Source organism: Comamonas resistens, from assembly GCF_030064165.1.
In the GTDB taxonomy this organism is placed as follows: Bacteria; Pseudomonadota; Gammaproteobacteria; order Burkholderiales; family Burkholderiaceae_C; genus Comamonas; species Comamonas resistens.
The window spans coordinates 1,946,843-1,964,322 of the sequence record NZ_CP125947.1 but is presented as its reverse complement, the minus strand read 5'-3'; the positions used below and the strand labels follow the sequence as shown (position 1 = coordinate 1,964,322).

General features: G+C 58.1%; 18 protein-coding genes. 10 read left to right on the top strand and 8 right to left on the bottom strand.

Features of this window, described 5'->3' with window-relative positions:
• Window positions 1-25: 25 nt before the first annotated feature.
• From QMY55_RS09250 to QMY55_RS09225, 6 genes are all read right to left on the bottom strand, one after another.
• Complete coding sequence (locus QMY55_RS09250; RefSeq protein ID WP_283488317.1) at window positions 26-1,087, bottom strand: cyclase family protein; 1,062 nt, start codon at window positions 1,085-1,087, stop codon at window positions 26-28.
• Between the two features lie 9 nt (window positions 1,088-1,096).
• Complete coding sequence (locus QMY55_RS09245) at window positions 1,097-2,023, bottom strand: hydroxyacid dehydrogenase (protein WP_034407454.1); 927 nt, start codon at window positions 2,021-2,023, stop codon at window positions 1,097-1,099.
• Window positions 2,020-2,706, bottom strand: coding sequence for an RraA family protein (locus QMY55_RS09240; RefSeq protein ID WP_283488316.1), 687 nt, complete (start codon window positions 2,704-2,706; stop codon window positions 2,020-2,022). Before QMY55_RS09240 ends, QMY55_RS09245 begins: the two co-directional genes overlap by 4 nt.
• An 86-nt stretch (window positions 2,707-2,792) precedes the next feature.
• Window positions 2,793-3,785, bottom strand: a complete 993-nt coding sequence (locus QMY55_RS09235; protein WP_283488315.1) for a Bug family tripartite tricarboxylate transporter substrate binding protein — start codon at window positions 3,783-3,785, stop codon at window positions 2,793-2,795.
• Between the two features lie 119 nt (window positions 3,786-3,904).
• Window positions 3,905-4,792: a LysR family transcriptional regulator gene (locus QMY55_RS09230; protein WP_238585768.1), complete on the bottom strand. Its 888-nt coding sequence runs from the start codon at window positions 4,790-4,792 to the stop codon at window positions 3,905-3,907.
• A 537-nt stretch (window positions 4,793-5,329) separates the two neighbouring features.
• Window positions 5,330-6,313, bottom strand: coding sequence for an IS5 family transposase (locus tag QMY55_RS09225; protein ID WP_283484992.1), 984 nt, complete (start codon window positions 6,311-6,313; stop codon window positions 5,330-5,332).
• A 231-nt stretch (window positions 6,314-6,544) separates the two neighbouring features.
• On the opposite strand from QMY55_RS09225, the gene QMY55_RS09220 reads away from it, so the two are divergent.
• Window positions 6,545-7,042 carry a nuclear transport factor 2 family protein gene (locus QMY55_RS09220; RefSeq protein WP_283488314.1) on the top strand — a complete coding sequence of 166 codons (498 nt, stop codon included), beginning with the start codon at window positions 6,545-6,547 and terminating at the stop codon, window positions 7,040-7,042.
• A gap of 103 nt (window positions 7,043-7,145) precedes the next feature.
• On the opposite strand, the gene QMY55_RS09215 is transcribed toward QMY55_RS09220, so the two are convergent.
• Window positions 7,146-7,781, bottom strand: coding sequence for a TetR/AcrR family transcriptional regulator (locus QMY55_RS09215; protein ID WP_034359656.1), 636 nt, complete (start codon window positions 7,779-7,781; stop codon window positions 7,146-7,148).
• A 145-nt stretch (window positions 7,782-7,926) separates the two neighbouring features.
• Here QMY55_RS09215 and QMY55_RS09210 point away from each other — a divergent pair, with 145 nt between their 5' ends.
• From QMY55_RS09210 to QMY55_RS09170, 9 genes are all read left to right on the top strand, one after another.
• Window positions 7,927-9,276 carry an NAD(P)/FAD-dependent oxidoreductase gene (locus QMY55_RS09210; protein WP_283488912.1) on the top strand — a complete coding sequence of 450 codons (1,350 nt, stop codon included), beginning with the start codon at window positions 7,927-7,929 and terminating at the stop codon, window positions 9,274-9,276.
• Window positions 9,273-10,025: a DUF1365 domain-containing protein gene (locus QMY55_RS09205; protein ID WP_283488313.1), complete on the top strand. Its 753-nt coding sequence runs from the start codon at window positions 9,273-9,275 to the stop codon at window positions 10,023-10,025. Before QMY55_RS09210 ends, QMY55_RS09205 begins: the two co-directional genes overlap by 4 nt.
• Window positions 10,022-11,293: an SAM-dependent methyltransferase gene (locus QMY55_RS09200; RefSeq protein WP_283488312.1), complete on the top strand. Its 1,272-nt coding sequence runs from the start codon at window positions 10,022-10,024 to the stop codon at window positions 11,291-11,293. The genes QMY55_RS09205 and QMY55_RS09200 overlap by 4 nt, the downstream gene beginning before the upstream one ends.
• Window positions 11,286-11,855: a chalcone isomerase family protein gene (locus tag QMY55_RS09195; protein WP_172415207.1), complete on the top strand. Its 570-nt coding sequence runs from the start codon at window positions 11,286-11,288 to the stop codon at window positions 11,853-11,855. Before QMY55_RS09200 ends, QMY55_RS09195 begins: the two co-directional genes overlap by 8 nt.
• A 13-nt stretch (window positions 11,856-11,868) precedes the next feature.
• Window positions 11,869-13,161, top strand: a complete 1,293-nt coding sequence (locus QMY55_RS09190; RefSeq protein WP_283488311.1) for an MFS transporter — start codon at window positions 11,869-11,871, stop codon at window positions 13,159-13,161.
• The gene (locus tag QMY55_RS09185) at window positions 13,158-13,718 is read left to right on the top strand and encodes a DUF3833 domain-containing protein (RefSeq protein WP_202788456.1); all 561 of its coding nucleotides are present in this window, start codon (window positions 13,158-13,160) and stop codon (window positions 13,716-13,718) included. The genes QMY55_RS09190 and QMY55_RS09185 overlap by 4 nt, the downstream gene beginning before the upstream one ends.
• 5 nt (window positions 13,719-13,723) lie before the next feature.
• A complete protein-coding gene (locus tag QMY55_RS09180) occupies window positions 13,724-14,512 on the top strand; it encodes an SDR family NAD(P)-dependent oxidoreductase (protein WP_087082766.1) in 789 nt (262 codons plus the stop codon).
• Window positions 14,513-14,740: 228 nt separating this feature from the next.
• The gene (locus QMY55_RS09175) at window positions 14,741-15,184 is read left to right on the top strand and encodes a lipocalin family protein (RefSeq protein WP_256631278.1); all 444 of its coding nucleotides are present in this window, start codon (window positions 14,741-14,743) and stop codon (window positions 15,182-15,184) included.
• 130 nt (window positions 15,185-15,314) lie between these two features.
• On the top strand, window positions 15,315-16,412 hold the full coding sequence (locus QMY55_RS09170; protein WP_283488310.1) for an NAD(P)/FAD-dependent oxidoreductase: 1,098 nt from the start codon (window positions 15,315-15,317) through the stop codon (window positions 16,410-16,412).
• Between the two features lie 42 nt (window positions 16,413-16,454).
• Here QMY55_RS09170 and QMY55_RS09165 read toward each other — a convergent pair whose 3' ends face one another.
• Window positions 16,455-17,423: a Bug family tripartite tricarboxylate transporter substrate binding protein gene (locus tag QMY55_RS09165; RefSeq protein WP_283488309.1), complete on the bottom strand. Its 969-nt coding sequence runs from the start codon at window positions 17,421-17,423 to the stop codon at window positions 16,455-16,457.
• Window positions 17,424-17,480: the final 57 nt, after the last annotated feature.

Sequence of the window (17,480 nt, the reverse complement as noted above, 5' to 3'; positions counted from 1 at the left end):
AAAAACTCGGCAGCAACTCAATTAGCTACACAGTCGCGATGGGAGTGGCAGGGGAACCCACCGCTCCAGGCAGACGCAGGGGAGGCGCCGTCAACAGGAAACGGTAACGGCCATGCTGACGCAGCCATCTCGCGAGCGGAGTGAGATGCCACAACTCTCCGAGATGTATTCCGTTCTTGAAGAGGCAATGCTCATGCAGTGGCAGTCGTGGACCACGAATCGGCGTTGGTTGCATCAGTCGGGGTACGACCAACTCAACGGCAGGGTTGTCAGCTAGCAAGCACGCAAGGCGTACATCAACTATCCAATTGAGCAGCTTGGAGTCGTTGCCATCCAAGCCGCTACCTGTCTCGTGGAGCTGCTTGAGGTCGGGGTGACGATTCATTGCGAGCAACGTGTCTGCGAATCCCGTATGGATGCACACCATGTCTCCCACTTCAATTTCCACTTGGTCGGATTCAAGGATGCGCATCAGCCGGTCATAGCCGACGGCCTCACGGCAACGCCCAATGTGATGCTCGAGGTCGATCATCACTCCGCGCCCCTGAACGCCGTGCTCTGCCAAGTTCTCGATACCCAGTGCCTGCGCACGAGGCGACGGAAAGCGCATCCATTCGGTTGGAGCATTTTTGTCTTCTGCAGAAGAAAAGATGTCCACGCCAGCGCGAAATCCGTTGTAGAAAACAGCTTCGGGGTGACCATCGCCATCTGCGTCGAAGCGGCTTCCCATGTGCGCAAGGCTATCCCATTGCGTCGAGTACTGGGTATTCATGACAAGTACTTCGTCACAAACAACATCCGTTAGCGTCTCGTCCTCGTCCAGGTAAGACCAGCAATACCCCTGTGCGCCAGCGCTCTTGCCGTCGCGAAGGGTCGAGAATGTCTTCGCAGGCATGCGGCGGGGATTCATCGTCATTCCACCAGGCACATCCAAGGGCAACGACAAGCAGAAGGTCTTTCCGAACCTGACTTCGGCGACTCCCTGGAGCACTTTATTGCTGTCAACCAGATTCATGCGCCCGCGTTGGTCATCTGCTCCGAATTCGCCCCAGTTGCTTCTGTCCGGGGCATGCTTCCATCGTTGCATGGAGTGTCCTTACGCTGCTTGAAACTGTCCCGCCAGAACAGCAAGTGCGTTCCTGGCGGCCGACTCGCCCATGTTGATGTAAGCATCCGACGTCACCGAACCCACATGAGGGCTCAGTACGAAACCCTTTTGGGATTGAAACGGATGACCTGGCGCCATGGGCTCCACGGCAAAACTATCGAGGCCTGCTGCACGGACCTGTCCACCACTGACCGCATCCAGGAGCGCCTGCTCGTCAATCAGACCGCCGCGTGCGGTGTTGACCACGATAACCCCTCGCTTGCAACGTTCGAGGGTCGTCGCATTCAGCATTCCTTCGTTGTCTTGGGTGAGCGGGCAATGCAACGAGATTGCGTCGGACCTGCTGAGCAATTCTTCCAAGTCAACAAGCGTCACGTAGTCGGGTACATCCTTAGCATAAGGGTCGAAAGCGACGACGTTCATTCCGAAGCCTTCTGCCATCCGTGCGAAACGACGGCCGATGGCACCCAACCCCACTACGCCTACCGTGCGACCGGACAGTTCGACGCTCGAATGAGTGGCCTTCTCCCAATGTCCGGCATGCATCCGGGCATCAACGGCAGGAATAGACTTCGCGCAGGCTAGCAGCAGAGCAAACGCGTGCTCCGCAACGGCATTCGCATTGGCACCAACTGCGGCGACAACTTCAATTCCCCGCTCCTTTGCAGCCAATTTGTCGATGTTGTCGGTTCCCGAGCCGTGTTTAGAGATAACCCGCAGGGCCGGAGCTGCGTCCATTGCAGCAGCCCCCACCTTGCCGTATCGCACGACCATGGCGACGGGATTGTGGCGTTTGCACAGAGCGACGATGTCGTCGGGTGTCGGTGTCTTGCCGGTGTAGACCAGGTCGTAGTCCTTGAGAAGCGCGACGGCACTGGGAGCAATTGCATCGGCCGTAATGACAATGGTACTCACAGGCTTTCCCCTTCCTTGAGCACGCCGGCTGCACGCAGCGCCGATGTCAACCACTTGGCGTTCGTGTCTCCGCCCTTGATAGCCTCAATGCGTGCCGCTTCGTCTTTGACCTTCTTTGCAGCAGCGGGAAGCAGCCCTTCAATTTTTTCGCGCTCCACAACCACAACCCCATCCGCGTCACCGATAACGAAGTCGCCAGGGTGAACCATGACGCCACCAACGGACACAGGACAACCAATGCGACCTGGAACCATCTTGGTTGGTCCATTCGGATTGGTTCCCACGGAGAAGACGGGGAAGTCCATCTCCTCAATCTCCAGGCTGTCGCGAGCAGCGCCATCAATGACCACACCTGCGATTCCGAGCTGTTTGCAGGCAGTCATCATGATGGTGCCCATCAAAGCGGACGTTTGGTCCCCCTTGCCATCTATGACAAGCACATCGCCGGGCTTCGCCATTGCCATGGCTGCGTGAATCATGAGGTTGTCGCCAGGGCGCACTTCCACTGTAAAGGCTGTTCCCACCAGCTTCATGTTGGGGCGCAAGGCCTTGATGCGACCGTGCATTGCACCTCGCCGACCGGCTACATCAGCCAAGATGGCAGGCTGGAACTGTGATGCCTCCCGAACGATGTTCAAAGGCACGCGGTCGAAGTCGCGGATGATGTCAGGTACGTTATTCATTATTCAAATTCCAAGAAAAGTGAGAAGGCAGGCGTTTCCCCGCAAACGGCAGATGCGTAGCCATTACCGGAGGAAAAAGGAGGGAATCAGTTGGCCTTCGCGCCGGACTCTTTGACGACCTTGGCCCAGCGGCCTGTTTCGTCGCGTACCAAGCTAGCGAACTGCTCAGGGGTTCCACCCAGAACATCTGCGCCTTGCTCCGTGAGTCGTTTTCTTACGTCAGGGGTCTCGAGCGCCTTGTTGAATGCAGCGTTGAGCTTGCTCAATTTGTCCTTGGACACGCCAGCCGGCGCAGCGAGGCCGAACCAAGTCACTGCCTCAAATCCCTTGAAGCCTGATTCCGCGACGGTAGGAACGTTAGGCAGGTCGGCGGAACGCTTGGCAGACGTCACGGCAAGCGCTCGCATTTTTCCGTTCTTGATGTGGCCGCTGAGCGTCACAACCGACGAGATGTACATCTGAATCTGTCCACCAATCAGGTCCGTCGCGCCCTGTGCAGCCCCTTTGTAAGGAACGTGTGTCAACTTGACATTGGCAATGCGCTGGAGCTGCTCGGTCGCCAAATGAGCAACTGTTCCGCTTCCTGAGCTCGCGTAGTTAATGCCTTCAGGATCCGCCTTGGCTGCATTCATCAAGTCAGAAAGTGTCTTGTAGGGCGAGTTGCTTGCAACTGCAATGACCAAGGGGGCACTTGCAACCAATCCGACTGGGGCAAGGTCTTTTTGCGGGTTGTAGGGCAGCTTGGCGTAGAGTGATGGGTTGATGGCCATGTTCGACGTCTGCCCCATCACCAGCGTATATCCGTCGGGTGCCGCCTTGGCAGCCGCATCCATCCCGATGTTTCCGCCCGAACCAGGCTTGTTATCGATGATGATGGTCCAGCCTTGCTGACTCGTGACGGTCGTCGCGACTTCCCGTGCAATCATGTCGGGACCACCACCGGCTGGAAATGGAACGATGATCTTGATTGAGCGTGCCGGGTACGTCTCGGCGGAAGAGATGGCAGGGGTGAGGCTAGCGAGCAGGCCGACGCCGATTACGGCGGCCCCAAAAGCGCGAACGCTGCGGAACGAATTCATCTTGATGTCTCCTAAAGATCGGATGCGTCAAAGTCGCACCTCTATGAGACTCAAGTATTCGCTTCACTCTCCTATTCGTCCAATCGAACTTTTTTTCAAACCGATAAATTTAACTTTGCCTATTGGGCGACCGGCAGTCTGGCGTGCTTGGCCAACAAGGCAATCAGTCGCTGAGCCGCCGGGGAAACATAACCGCTGTCTCGGTAAGTGACGACCATCCGACGGCGCATAGTTGCACCCCGTACCTTTACTTCACGCAGCCCTGCGCCAGAACTGCCTTCCTGGAGATGCAATCGGGAGATGAAGCTCAGCAAGCCTGTTTCAGCAATGAGCGTGGGCAGCATCAGCAACATCGTGCTTTCTACCTGGACGATCGGGCGTGGCAGATGGTGTCGGTCGAACGTTTGGTCCAGCCAATCGCGGATAGGTGCTCCTTGCGGCTGCAATACCCATTTGTAGTCTGTGAGGTCACTCAGTGTTACCCGAGGCCTCGAGAACAACTCATGACTCGAAATCGCGGCCACAACAAGCTGGTCTTCAGCCAACAAACGCGAAGTGAGTCCTGGTTCGCTGGGGGCATCTGTACCGACAAGAAGATCAATGTCTCCGCTGCGCAGCAGCGGGGCAAGGACATCGCCAAGTGCGACCGTTGTTTGTATCGTCACGCCAGGTGCTTCTGCAAGCAAGTCCCGTGCTGCGGGCGGCAATAGAAACTGCGCCGCAGTAGGGACAATTCCGAGTTTGACGTGACCCGATACTCCCTGACCAATGTCTCCAATTTCGCGGTGAGCGCTCTCGATGTCGAACCGAGTCCGTTGAGCCCACTTCAATAGCGTATGCCCCGCTGTAGTCAACCGAATTCCTCGGCCGGCCTTTTCTAACAGCGTGGCCCCGCACGCATCCTCCAGACGTCGAACGCAACTCGTAAGAGCTGGTTGAGTCTTGTGCAAGCGCTCGGCAGCTCTGCCCATGTGCTCAAGTTCAGCAATGACTTCAAAGTACTTCAAATCCCGCAAGTCCACCTGAATCCCTTTAGTTCAATCTATGTCCAGTGGCATCGTCGTACGCAGACTCGCAATGCCGGTAACGACAAGAGGCGAACACTTGCACACTTGCCGCGACGCCCATTGAAAGTTTAGCGGCGTAGATAGTTGCCGGCGATATCGCCTAACCAAGGCGGGCGTAGTGTTCGGACAAGGACAGCGTTGATTCTTGGTCGTTGAGCGTCGGAGTTTCGGAGACCATGCTGCTCAACGGAATGGTTCTATTGGTCGACTCGAGTCTTTCGGAGCGCCACCGTTTGGGTGGACGGCGAACCAAGCGATCGAGTGACTGATCCTGAGGGCGGAGTCGTGGAGCCGCCGATCAAGCTAAACGCTCAGCGTGGGCTGCTGCCGGTTTCGTCGACACCAGCCTAGGGAAGGTCTGCACGAATTACTTGGAAGTGAGCTACGCCCGTCCGTGAGATAAAGCCTGCCTCAGCAAGGCGCCCAAACGTTGTCCAGGCGCCTCCAGGGGGATGCAATTCCCCGATTTCGTGGGCATTACGCCCCTTGCACGCGCACCTGTGCCATGGCTTTCAGCTTGTGCCTGGCCATCCACAGGTTGGACAGGGCAAACAGCGTCACGATCTGCGCCGTGTTTTTCTTCAAACCACGGTAGCGCACCTTCACATATCCAAACTGCTGCTTGAGCACCCTGAAGGGGTGTTCCACCTTGGCCCGGATGCGCGCCTTGGTGCGCTCCAGCTGGTCGATCAGATCATCAAGAGGCTTGTCTTTGTCCAGCGCCCGGCGCAGGCCTGGGCGCATGGCCACGTGCCAGCACACGGCTTGCCTGGCATCGGGGCGCTTGTCCGCCCCTTGGTAGCCCGCATCACCAAAGGCATCTGTCTCCTGCCCGTGCAGCAGGCTGTTGGCTTCGACGATGTCGCTGACGTTGCCAGCCGTGCCCCGCACTGTGTGCACCAGGCCCGAGTCGGCATCCACCCCGATGTGGGCCTTCATGCCAAAGTACCACTGGTTGCCCTTCTTGCTCTGGTGCATCTCGGGGTCACGCTCGCCACTTTGGTTCTTGGTGGAACTGGGGGCCGCAATCAGCGTGGCATCCACCACGGTGCCCGCCTTCAACTGCAAGCCCTTGGCTTGCAGCAGTGCGTTGACCGTGGCCAGGATTTGTTCGGCCAGCTTGTGGCGTTCCAGCAGGTGCCTGAAGCGCAGGATGCTCGACTCGCTGGGGATGTGTTCGTCCCAACGAGACAGACCTGCGAAGTCACGAAACGCAGGCACATCATGCAGCGCTTCTTCCATTGCAGGGTCGCTGAGCTTGAACCACTGCTGCATGAAGTGGATGCGCAGCAGCGTCTGCACCGCAAAGGGCTGCTGACCCCGCCGCCCACTCTCGGGGGCGTAGGGCGCTATCAGCGCTACCAGTTCAGCCCAAGGAACCACCAGCTCCATGGCGTCCAGGAATTCGCGCTTGCGGGTGCGCTTGACGGTGTTGCTCAGGCCCAGGCTGCTTTGCTTCATGTCTGTATTGTCTGGGCTTCAGGCCCTTGCAAGCACATCAGGCGTGGATTCGTGCAGAGGATCCCTAGGGGGCTATCTCACTAAATGAGTCCCGGTAGAGCACAAGTAAAGTCTCCTAGCTATACCAGAGCGACGACTATTATTTGGGAGTTGCAATTTAAGCCTGCTTCTTAAGCCTGTGTTTTATGCTCACCTTGTCCTAATAACGCGCTTAGCATCAGGTGGTAGTCAATGAATGTGGACAAATTTTCGTGCAACCACGACAGTCGGGTTGCTGTTCAAAGGCTTGTCGAGTTCTACGAAGGGCTGACAGGAGAACATCTACAACGGCTTGACGCGTACTATGCGGCGGATGCCTACTTCAAAGATCCCTTCAACGAAGTTCGTGGGGTGGCAGCGATCGCCAGCATTTTTGAACACATGTTTTCCTCGTTGCAGGAGCCACACTTTGTAGTTACCCAGACTCTGGTGCAAGGCCATCACGCATTTCTGGAATGGGAGTTCCGTTTTCGGCTGGGTCACTGGCGATCCGAGGTTGAGCAGTGCATTCGCGGCGCTTCTTCTGTTTGCTTCGATTGCGAAGGCCGCGTAACACACCACCGTGATTACTGGGACACCGCAGAAGAGTTGTACGAGAAATTGCCGTTGCTTGGGGTCTTGATGCGCTGGTTGCGCCGTAGGGTATCGGCGCCTGCAAAGTCAGTACACACGAATGACTCTGCATCCTAGCAATTGGCGTTAGAGGCGATTTTTGCCACGGTGGCAAGAGATGGCTTTCCCACCATCAATATCGTCCGAATCTTCCGAACCCTAAAGTAAAGAGAGAGCAGCGCTATCTCGCGGCCAAACCATCGAAAGTCGTGCTTGTAACCCAGTCGATGATCTGGTCATGCGTGTATTGGCCCGACTCCTTGAGCAAAGCCACGACCGGATCGCAGGCGCGCGCGAACAGAGTGTAGAGCACTAGTTCAGCGGGTAGTCGCAACTGCAAATGACCACCTGTCTGGGCTTCGGTAATCCACGTACTGAGCCTATTGCTCAACGCAATGAGTCGATCCATGTACTCGTCGTTCGATTGCAATGATGCGCTGAGACTCGAATTTTGGGCCGGAAGTGAGGGCATTTGTCCTTCCAGTTGCGTTTGCATAGCCCACCGCACGACCGCTTTGAGCTGATCCAGCGCAGGAGTGCTCTGACCGGATTCGGCTACCTGCTCGGCCTCTCGGCGCAAGCCATCCACAAAACTCAAAGCACGATCTAGCACGCCGACCATCGCTGCGCCGGCTAGCTCTTCTTTGGAAGTAAACAACTTGTACAGACTGGCCTTGGCGACTCCTGCTTCCGCAGCGACCTCATCCACCGTCATCGCGTCGTAGCCCTTAGTCGCCAAAAGGCGGTTCACCGCCGCCACGACAGCCTCTTCCCGTACACGTTGAATTTGTTCTTTGATTGTTGACCGAGCGTTCATGACCAACATTCTAGGACGCACAAGATCATCTTGCACACCAGGTAGTGCAAATTTGAAATTTAAGGTTTATAATCTGAACTGAGCAGTTCAAGATTTGATCTCTTTGGTTTTTTTGAGTATTCACCCAATACTTCAAGGAGCTTTCATGCCTCGCATAGCTGTTATCGGTTCGGGTATATCCGGTCTGGCCGCCGCCTTTCGTCTGGCTACCTCCCAAGCATCGCACGGCGTTTGCTTAATCGAAGCGACCAGCCATTTCGGCGGACATGCCAACACGTTAGAGCTCTGCCTTGATGATGTAAGCCATGGCGTAGATACAGGATTCCTAGTATTCAATCATCGTACCTACCCCATGCTCACGCAGCTGTTTAGTGAACTCAATGTGGAAACGGCACCTTCCGAGATGTCTTTTTCAGTTCAAGTTCCCAGCGTCAATGGCAGGTGCGGACTAGAGTGGAGCGGCAGCTCCTTAGGAGGAGTTTTCGCTCAACGCAGAAATCTGCTGCGTCCCCGCTTTATCGGCATGCTGCTCGAGATCTTGCGCTTCAACCGCCTGACCACAGATATCGCAGAACGCCAGATCGAGGCACAGCTCAATGCGTCAATAGAGGATTTTCTGGACCAGCATGGCTTCGGTAAAGCGTTTCGCAGCGACTATCTGCTGCCCATGATTGGATGCATCTGGTCCTGCCCTACGGATCAGATGCTGCGCTTTCCCATCGCCACCTTGATTCGCTTTTGCCACAACCATGGACTGATCCAGGTCACCCACCGGCCTCAGTGGTACACCGTGCGCGGCGGTTCTCAGCAATACGTGCGTCGCATGATTGCCCGAATTAAGCAGGGTGGTCGGCATGAAACCAGATTGGACACCCCAGTGCTGAGTTTGAAGCGCGATACGCATGGGGTCATGCTGCAGATGCCCCATGGGTCGGAGCATTTTGATGCGGTTGTTTTGGCCTGTCACAGTGACCAGGCGTTGCGTTTGCTGGGTCAAGATGCGACACCGTTGGAGCGTGCAGTGCTAGGTGGAATTCGATACCAGCCCAATGAAGCAGTTCTGCATACCGATACAGCCGTGCTGCCCCAACGCCAGGCAGCCTGGGCGGCCTGGAACTACGAACGTGCACCCTCTCTCAGCGCAGAGAATGCCGGTGTCTGTCTGCACTATCTGATCAACCGTTTACAGCCCCTGCCTTGGCAGCAACCCGTACTGGTTTCACTGAATCCAACTCGACCAGTCGCAGAGAACAAAGTTCATGCGCGTATTCAGTACAGCCACCCTGTTTTCGACCAGGCTGCGATCTTTGCACAACAGCGTGTTGGTGAGTTACAAGGTAGGCGCAATACTTGGTTTTGTGGCGCTTGGTGTGGCTATGGGTTTCATGAAGATGGCTTACGCTCAGGTCTCGAAGCTGCCGATGGAGTGCTCCACTCTCTGAGCCACACACAGCAACCAGTGCTCCCAGGGGCCATCTTGGAGGAAGCTCTATGAGCGTTCCTCCTCTGATTGGCTTTGGCCATATCTGGCATCGCCGGCTTCGGCCAGTCGAGCATGCATTCCGTTACCCCGGATATTTTCTGCTGCTTCCCATGCGAAGCCTGCGTGAGCATCCGGTTGCAGTGCTGCGGCGCAATCGGCGCGGCTGGCTCAGCTTTCATGACAGCGATCATGGCGACGGCAGCTGCGACTCTTTGGCCTGGTTCGAAAAGCTGTTGCAGGATGAAGGTATCCGGGATGCAGATGGAGAAATCTGGCTGCATACCTTTCCCCGCGTGCTGGGCTATGCCTTCAAGCCGGTGAGTTTCTGGTACGCACACCGAGCAGATGGCTCGCTGGCAGCAATCCTGGCCGAGGTCAACAACACCTTTGGTGAGCGTCATGCCTATCTTCTCGCAGGACCTCAGCTCGCCTGGGATTGCGAGCATGTGGCGCACAAGTGCTTTCATGTCTCACCATTTTGCGAGACCCAGGGAGAGTATCGCTTCCGCTTCAAACGCAGTGAAAGCACCAATCTGGCGCTCGTGGATCTCTACGACGAGACAGGGCCGCTGCTGCGCACGGGCGTCGAAGGGACACTGCATCGCTTGAACACTTCCACAGTGCGCCAGGCTTTCTTCGGCACGCCGCTGATGACACTCGGAGTCATCTTCCACATCCACTGGCAGGCACTGCGCCTGTGGGCAAAGCGGCTTCCTTTCCATCGCAAACCACCTGCGCCCAAGCGCTTTGTAACACGATGAACACGACCACTGCCCCCCTACTGAACAAGTCCGCCGGTTCAGCGCGCTCCCTACCACGCAGCGCCAGTCGCGTCATGAAACTGTTGGAGCATTTGCCGCACGGCCAACTGGATTTGCAATTGCCTGATGGACGAGTGCGCCATTTCCCGAAGCAGATCGCAGCGGAAGCAGACGCACGCTGTGCAGTTCAGCACTGGGAAGCTTTGGACCGAATCCTGAGCTCGGGCGATATTGGACTGGCCGAGGGCTATATAGAGGGCCAATGGGACAGCCATGACCTCAGTGCGCTATTGCGACTTTGCATCAGCAATCGCGACCACCTGGAGCAGTTGGTGTACGGCCACTGGTGGGGCCGCCTGGGATTCAGGCTGCGCCACCTGCTTCGCCGCAACACGCGGGCGGGGAGCGCAAAAAACATTCATGCCCACTATGACTTGGGTAACGACTTTTATCGGATGTGGCTGGATCCGACCATGAGCTACAGCTCTGCCTGGTTCGAAGGGCTCAGCGGTGCGCCCTTGCAAGCGGCCGACCTGGAACATGCACAGCGCACAAAAATAAGACGTGCGTTGAACGAAACAGGACTGCAGCCTGGTCAGCGCCTGCTGGAAATCGGCTGTGGCTGGGGGGCCCTGGCAGAGACGGCGGCCACCGAGTTTGGCGCACAGGTCACCGGCGTCACCTTGTCGCGCGAGCAACTGCAGTGGGGCATGCAGCGCATCACACAAGCAGGCTTGCAGGCACAGGTCGACCTGCGTTACCAGGATTACCGGGATCTGGCGGCTGAATATGCGGCGCAGCCCTTTGACGCGATTGTGTCCATCGAGATGTTCGAGGCAGTCGGGCATGAATACTGGCGTACCTATTTCCAGGTGCTACGCGACTGCCTCAAGCCCGGCGGCTACGCTTGCCTGCAATCCATCACCCTGCGCGAAGACCTGTTTGCGCGCTATCTGCACTCCACCGACTTCATCCAGCAGTTCATTTTCCCGGGCGGTCTGTTACCCAGCGTTACGGCCTTCGAGCAAGAGGCCCAACGCGCCGGCCTGACGGTGAAAAAGAAGATGCGCTTTGGCAAGGACTATGCCGAAACGCTCAGACGCTGGCGTCACGCCTTTGAGCAGCGCCTTGATGAGGTGCGAAGCCTGGGCTTTGATGAGCGCTTTGTGCGCATTTGGAGGTTTTACCTGGCCTATTGCGAAGCGGCCTTTGATACGGGCAACACCGATGTGGTCCAGTTCACTTTGCGCAGGCCTGACCATGCATGACATTCGACGGCGCCAAGCCCTGGTCTGGAGCGCCAGCCTTCTTGCTCCCACTATGACTCTAATGACCCACAACCTCTTGGCAGCTACGCCTGCCGCCCCTGCGGAGCTGCGCTCCACCCTGCCCTCGGCGCGCCTGATTGGAAGCGGCGTGCTGCGCTTTTTTGGTCTGCGGGTCTACGAAGCCCGTCTCTGGGCGCAGGCGGACTTCGAGCCGGCGGACTATGCACGCCAGCCGTTCGCGTTGGAGCTGGTCTATGACCGCAAGCTGGAGGGTGAGGCCATCGCCGAGCGATCGGTGGCCGAGATGCGGCGCGTGGGCAGCTTCTCCGAAGCACAGGCACGCCAATGGCTGATGATGATGAAGAAGGCCTTTCCTGATGTCGCTGCGCAGGATCGACTGCTGGGCGTGACTGACGGAGCCGGCGATGTGAGCTTTTTCCACAATGGACGCGAAACCGCACGCCTGCAGGATGCAGAGTACGCGCGCCTGTTTTTTGGTATCTGGCTGTCTGATCAGACTTCGGCGCCTGGCCTACGCGCTGCACTGCTGGGCAAGCGCTGAGGAGACAAAGACCATGCCCTCCCACAGCTCAGTTCCATCCAAGCCGCTGCCCTGGCGTGTGGGGCTCGCTTATGGAGGTCTCGGCGTGCCGCTGGCATTCGTGTCGCTGCCGCTGTATGTCAACCTGCCTCATCACTATGCAGCGGTCGCCGGGGTGCCCTTGGCTGGCCTGGGGGCTGTACTGCTTGCCACCCGCGCTCTGGACGCGGTGCTCGACCCAGCCCTGGGACGCATGGCCGATCGCCTGCTGCAAAGCGGGCTGCGTACCGCATGGCTGGCCGCGGTGCTCAGCAGCGTGCTCATGGCATTGGGCTTCGCTGCGCTGTGGCATCCTCCAAACGCCAGCCAAGCCAGTCTGCTGGGCTGGCTGGCTGCCAGCCTGCTGCTCTGCACTCTGGCCTATAGCGCCGTGAGCATCTTGCACCAGGCCTGGGGCACGCGCTGGGGAGGTGAGCCTGATTGGCGCGCGCGCGTGACCGCTTGGCGCGAAGGTTCCACTCTCGCTGGCGTACTCCTAGCCAGCGTGCTGCCCACCTGGCTGGGTTTTGATGCAACCAGCATGGTGCTCATGATGGCGCTTGCCCTGAGCTTGCTGGGGCTGCATAGCCTGCGACGGTCCAGTGCGATACCGGCGTCCACCGTGCAACTGCACACCAAGCCTGCTAAGCCCTCACCATGGGCGGACGCAAGTTTTCGCAGACTGCTATCTGTATTCATGCTCAATGGCGTGGCAGCAGCAATACCCGCCACACTGCTGCCGTTCTTCGTAATGGATCGCTTGCAGGCGCCGGATCTGCGGCCACTACTTCTAGTGTGCTATTTCGGTGCCGCCGCTGCGGGATTGCCACTGTGGGTGAAGGCTGTCTCGCGCTGGGGGCTGGCGCCCAGTTGGCGCGCCGGCATGCTGGCGAGCGTGATCGCATTTTCCATCACCCCCTGGCTCGGGGCCGGCGACAGCTGGATCTTCACCATCATCTGTCTGACAAGCGGATTGGCCCTCGGGGCAGATCTGGCGCTGCCTGGGGCTTTACTGACCGGCGTCATCCACGAGTCTGGCCAAGGAGGCTCTGCAGAGGGACGCTATCTAGGTTGGTGGGCCTGTGCTGCCAAGCTCAATCTGGCATTGGCAGCTGGACTGTGCCTGCCGCTTCTTGCCGCAATGGGATACCGCAGCGGCACGACCGACCCTGCCGGCTTGCAGGCACTGGCATGGGCATATGGAGGCCTTCCCTGCCTGTTCAAACTGATGGCCTGGGCTTGCCTGTGGCGTGGCGAGCGCCTGCACCAATCTTGGAGACTGAAATGAAATCCATGACAAGTACTTTCTCATTCCTGCCTTGGCGCCGCGCCGCAATAGGACTGACGTTCATGGGAATGCTGGCCGGCTGCGCGGGTCCGTCTGTGCAGGAATATGCCCAGGAGCGCCCAGAACTGGATCTGCGTCAGTACTTCAACGGACCATTGACCGCTCACGGCTTGTTCACGGACAGATCCGGAAAAGTGGTCAAGCGCTTCACCGTGCGCATGACAGGCAAATGGAACGGCGACGAAGGTGTGCTCGACGAGCACTTTGTCTACAGCGACGGCAGCACGCAGCAACGCATCTGGCACCTGAAGTATCTGGGTGATGGCCGCTATATCGGAAACGCAGACGACGTGGTGGGGCAGGCTCAGGGCCAGACGGCTGGCAACGCCTTCCGTTGGAACTATGTGCTGGCCCTGCCAGTGAACGGCAAGGTCTGGAACGTGAGTATGGATGACTGGATGTATCTGATGGATGCGCGGACCATGCTCAACCGTGCTGTCATGAGCAAATTCGGTGTTCACCTGGGCGATGTGACTCTGTCCTTCATCAAGGAGTAAGTGCGATGTCGCTGCTGCACGCAAGGCTCAATCCGCCGCTGTCCCACTGGCAAGGGAAATGTGCCTGGATAGTCGGCGCTTCTTCAGGCATAGGGCGAGCCACCTCAGAGGCTCTACATGCGCAAGGCGCTCGGGTCATCGTATCGGCCAGAGATGCAGTTGCCCTGCATTCCTTGACCCTTGGCCGCAGCGGCTTTCTGGTCCTGCCGCTGGATGTCACCCAGCCCGAGACCATGGCTGAGGCCACTGCGACGGTGAAAGCTTATGCAGGGGCGCCGGATCTGGTGCTGTATTGCGCAGGCCGGTACAGACCGCAACGCGCGACAGCTTTCGATCTGCTGGAGATGCAGCAGCATCTGGCGGTCAACTATGTCGGCGCTCTGCAACTGCTGGACGCTGTCATGCCGATGCTGCTGGAGGCCGGGCGTGGTCACCTGGCTCTGGTCGGCAGTGTGGCCGGCTACCGGGGCCTGCCCATGTCCCTGGCCTATGGGCCCACCAAAGCCGCGCTCAACAACCTGGCAGAGAACCTCTATCTGGATCTGCACCCTCGGGGCCTTGGAGTCTCCATCATCAATCCCGGTTTTGTGGATACCCCTTTGACCGCACAAAACAGCTTCAAGATGCCGGCTCTCATCAGCCCTGAAGAAGCCGCTCAGCATATCTTGCGCGGCTGGAGGCTGGGGCATTTCGAAATGAACTTTCCCCGTCGCTTCACGCGCTGGGTGAAGCTCATGCGCTGCCTGCCCGATAGCTGGTATTTCTCGGCGGTACGTCGTGTCACCGGAATGTGATCTCACCCGCAGCCGTTTGCACTTCAAGTGCGCATACGTCGATGCACTGTTGCCATTCAGCCTGAATCTCGTACACCAGAGCCTGCCGTGGTCTCTGTTTACTTCACACTATCGAGGCGCTTTATGCATATTTCAAGAAGCTCTTTCATGCGCGCTACAGCGCTAGCGGCCGTCTTTGTCGGGACCCAGCTGGCTTTATCGGGCTGCGCCGTATCTGTACCTCGTGGGGTGGATCCGGTGAGCCATTTCGATATCAATCGTTATCTTGGAACTTGGTATGAGCTGGCCCGCATTGATCACCACTTTGAGAAAAATCTGATCCAAGTGGCAGCACGTTATCAGCTCAACGCGGATGGCAGCATTTCCGTGCTGAATCGAGGATTTGACGCGCGCAAGCAGGAATGGCGCAAAGCCGAGGGGAAAGCCCACTTTTTAGGACCGTCCAATGTAGCGGCACTGAAAGTCTCGTTTTTTGGCCCGTTTTACGGCGGCTATAACGTTGTCAGCCTAGACGACGAATACCAGACCTCTCTGGTCATTGGCGGTAGCCTGGATTACTTTTGGCTGCTGTCGCGCCAGAAGTCCATCCCAGAGGAGCAACTTCATTCGCTGCTGCTAAAGGCTCAAAGTTTCGGCGTAGATCTCAGTCGTGTAATCCGGGTGCCCCAATAGCGCCCATTGCCGCCAGGTACAAGCATTTTCAAACGACTTTGAAGTTCGCACCGCAGCCTTTTGCATCGCAGTGAACCGACTCATTCGTGCCAGTCACAGATAGTCAACCTCAGACAGACACTCCATTGACATGATGACTTCTCACCCTACAGCGGACAGCGCCGCCCACCGCATTGCCATCATTGGCGCCGGTACGGCAGGGCTAAGCTGTGCACAGTTCTTGGCCCATGCCGGGCACCAGGTGCATATGTTTGACAAAAGCCGTGGTCCTTCGGGGCGCATGAGCACGCGTCGCAGCAGCGATGGCGATACGAACTGGCAGTGCGATCATGGTGCCCAGTACTTCACGGCGCACGATGCGGATTTCCGCGCCCAGGTAGCAACGTGGGAACAAGCCGCGGCTGTAGCTTCATGGTCCGCCCGCATCGGAAGCTACGATGGGCAACGCTTCATGCTTCAAACCAGCGCCGGGCAGCGCCTTGTCGGCACTCCGCGCATGACCTCGCCTGCTGCACATTCGGTGCGCTGCATGACGGATAGTCCCAACCCGGTACGCTTTCAATGGCAATCCACCATCGAGCCATTGCAGGCCGATATAGGCGATGGCTGGCTGCTGCGCAGCCTCGAGCACGGCACCGAGTCCCTGTGCTACCACACCTTACTGCTGGCTGTGCCCGCACCGCAGGCCGCGCAGTTGCTGGCTGGCGTGTCTTCTGAAGCCACCACTCTGTCAAACAGTACCCGGATGCGCGCCTGCTGGTCGGTTATGGTGCGCTGCGCCCAGCCGGTGCCACTGCCGGTGGACGGCTGCTTGGTCGAGCACAGCCCCCTGCACTGGATTGCGCGCGACAGCAGCAAGCCCGGGCGCATCGGCCCCGAAACCTGGCTGTTGCACGCCAGCGACAGATGGAGCGAGGCACATGTGGAAGACGACGCAGCCTCGGTAACCGCTGTCCTGTTAAAGGCCTTTGCGAAACTGGGCGGCCCCGATCCGGCCAGCGTGCAGGCGACGGCCCACCGCTGGCGCTATGCCGACACTGCCAACCCGCTGAACATGGGCTCCTGGTGGGACGCGGCTGCCAGTTTGGGGATGTGCGGTGACTGGCTGCATAACGGCACCGTGGAAGGCGCCTGGCTCAGCGGCATCAGCTTGGCCCGCCATGTCCATAGGCACTGCTCGCCCATGCCGGATAAACTTACCGGGAGCACACCATGCGCACATCCTTGACTTCTGTCGATCTTCGGCGATTCGTGTGGATTTACCTTTCAGTCAATCCGCCGTTATTTTTCGATCGCGGATGATGCGGCTCCATTTCTCATTTTCTGTCGAAATGAATTTGGCCAATTCTTCTCGTGATGTTGGAGCTGCAGTTTGGCCGTGTTTAAGCAGGTTTGCTCGCACCTCAGGTGCATTCAACACCTTCACGAGCTCGACATTCCATCTGTCCAGCAGCGGCTTGGGTGTTTTCCCTGGCGCAACGAACGCGTACCAGTTAGTGGCGTTAAAGCCGGGATAGGTCTCTGCGACTGTGGGCACATTGGGCAGGTAGGCTGGCCGTGTCAGTCCGGTGGTCGCCAACGGAATGAGCTTGCCCGACTCGATATGCGGCAGCGCTGTGGGTGGTGCTGCATAGAAAGAGCTGACGCGTCCGCCCAGGACATCCTGTAGAGCGGGGGCTCCGCCCTTATAGGGAATGTGAACCGTGTCGATCTTTGCAATGTCGTTAAGCAGTTCGCCGGCCAAGTGGGCTGCTGATCCAGGGCCCGTAGAGGCAAAGTCCAGTTTGCCAGGTTCACGCTTGGCGGCAGCCACAAACTCGCCTAGGGTTTTGATGCCTTTGCTTGCAGGCACCACCAGAACGTTGGGAAAGGTCACGCCCATAGTGATTGGTGCGAGATCCTTGAGCGGGTCGTAGCTCACCTTCATGAAGTGAGGCGAGATGCTCAAAGGGCCGATCGAGCCGAACAGCAAGACAGAGCCATCGGTAGGTCCATGGGCAACCTGGGCATGCGCCAGATTGCCGCCGGCACCGGGCTTGTTATCCACGACCACGCTCTGGCCTATGTTTTCGCCAAGCTTCTTGGCAATGATGCGTGCCGCGATATCGGCCGAACCGCCAGCGGCAAAGCCGACAACCATGGTGACCGGTCTTTTTGGAGGGAAATCCTGGGCATTGGCACCGGCGAGCGGCAGGCAGGCGGCCAATGCGGCAGCCAGTATGAGAGGGCGTCGTTGCATGTTGTCTCCTGATCGAGTCGTTATCAACTCTGTGCAAGCGGCGATGGTAAATATCCA

Bases quoted from the DNA above. Each gene is read 5' to 3' on its own strand.
- QMY55_RS09250 (WP_283488317.1), bottom strand. From the start codon at position 1,087: ATGCAACGATGGAAGCATGCCCCGGACAGAAGCAACTGGGGCGAATTC.
- QMY55_RS09240 (WP_283488316.1), bottom strand. From the start codon at position 2,706: ATGAATAACGTACCTGACATCATCCGCGACTTCGACCGCGTGCCTTTG.
- QMY55_RS09235 (WP_283488315.1), bottom strand. From the start codon at position 3,785: ATGAATTCGTTCCGCAGCGTTCGCGCTTTTGGGGCCGCCGTAATCGGC.
- QMY55_RS09225 (WP_283484992.1), bottom strand. From the start codon at position 6,313: ATGAAGCAAAGCAGCCTGGGCCTGAGCAACACCGTCAAGCGCACCCGC.
- QMY55_RS09220 (WP_283488314.1), top strand. From the start codon at position 6,545: ATGAATGTGGACAAATTTTCGTGCAACCACGACAGTCGGGTTGCTGTT.
- QMY55_RS09215 (WP_034359656.1), bottom strand. From the start codon at position 7,781: ATGAACGCTCGGTCAACAATCAAAGAACAAATTCAACGTGTACGGGAA.
- QMY55_RS09210 (WP_283488912.1), top strand. From the start codon at position 7,927: ATGCCTCGCATAGCTGTTATCGGTTCGGGTATATCCGGTCTGGCCGCC.
- QMY55_RS09205 (WP_283488313.1), top strand. From the start codon at position 9,273: ATGAGCGTTCCTCCTCTGATTGGCTTTGGCCATATCTGGCATCGCCGG.
- QMY55_RS09200 (WP_283488312.1), top strand. From the start codon at position 10,022: ATGAACACGACCACTGCCCCCCTACTGAACAAGTCCGCCGGTTCAGCG.
- QMY55_RS09195 (WP_172415207.1), top strand. From the start codon at position 11,286: ATGCATGACATTCGACGGCGCCAAGCCCTGGTCTGGAGCGCCAGCCTT.
- QMY55_RS09190 (WP_283488311.1), top strand. From the start codon at position 11,869: ATGCCCTCCCACAGCTCAGTTCCATCCAAGCCGCTGCCCTGGCGTGTG.
- QMY55_RS09185 (WP_202788456.1), top strand. From the start codon at position 13,158: ATGAAATCCATGACAAGTACTTTCTCATTCCTGCCTTGGCGCCGCGCC.
- QMY55_RS09180 (WP_087082766.1), top strand. From the start codon at position 13,724: ATGTCGCTGCTGCACGCAAGGCTCAATCCGCCGCTGTCCCACTGGCAA.
- QMY55_RS09170 (WP_283488310.1), top strand. From the start codon at position 15,315: ATGATGACTTCTCACCCTACAGCGGACAGCGCCGCCCACCGCATTGCC.
- QMY55_RS09165 (WP_283488309.1), bottom strand. From the start codon at position 17,423: ATGCAACGACGCCCTCTCATACTGGCTGCCGCATTGGCCGCCTGCCTG.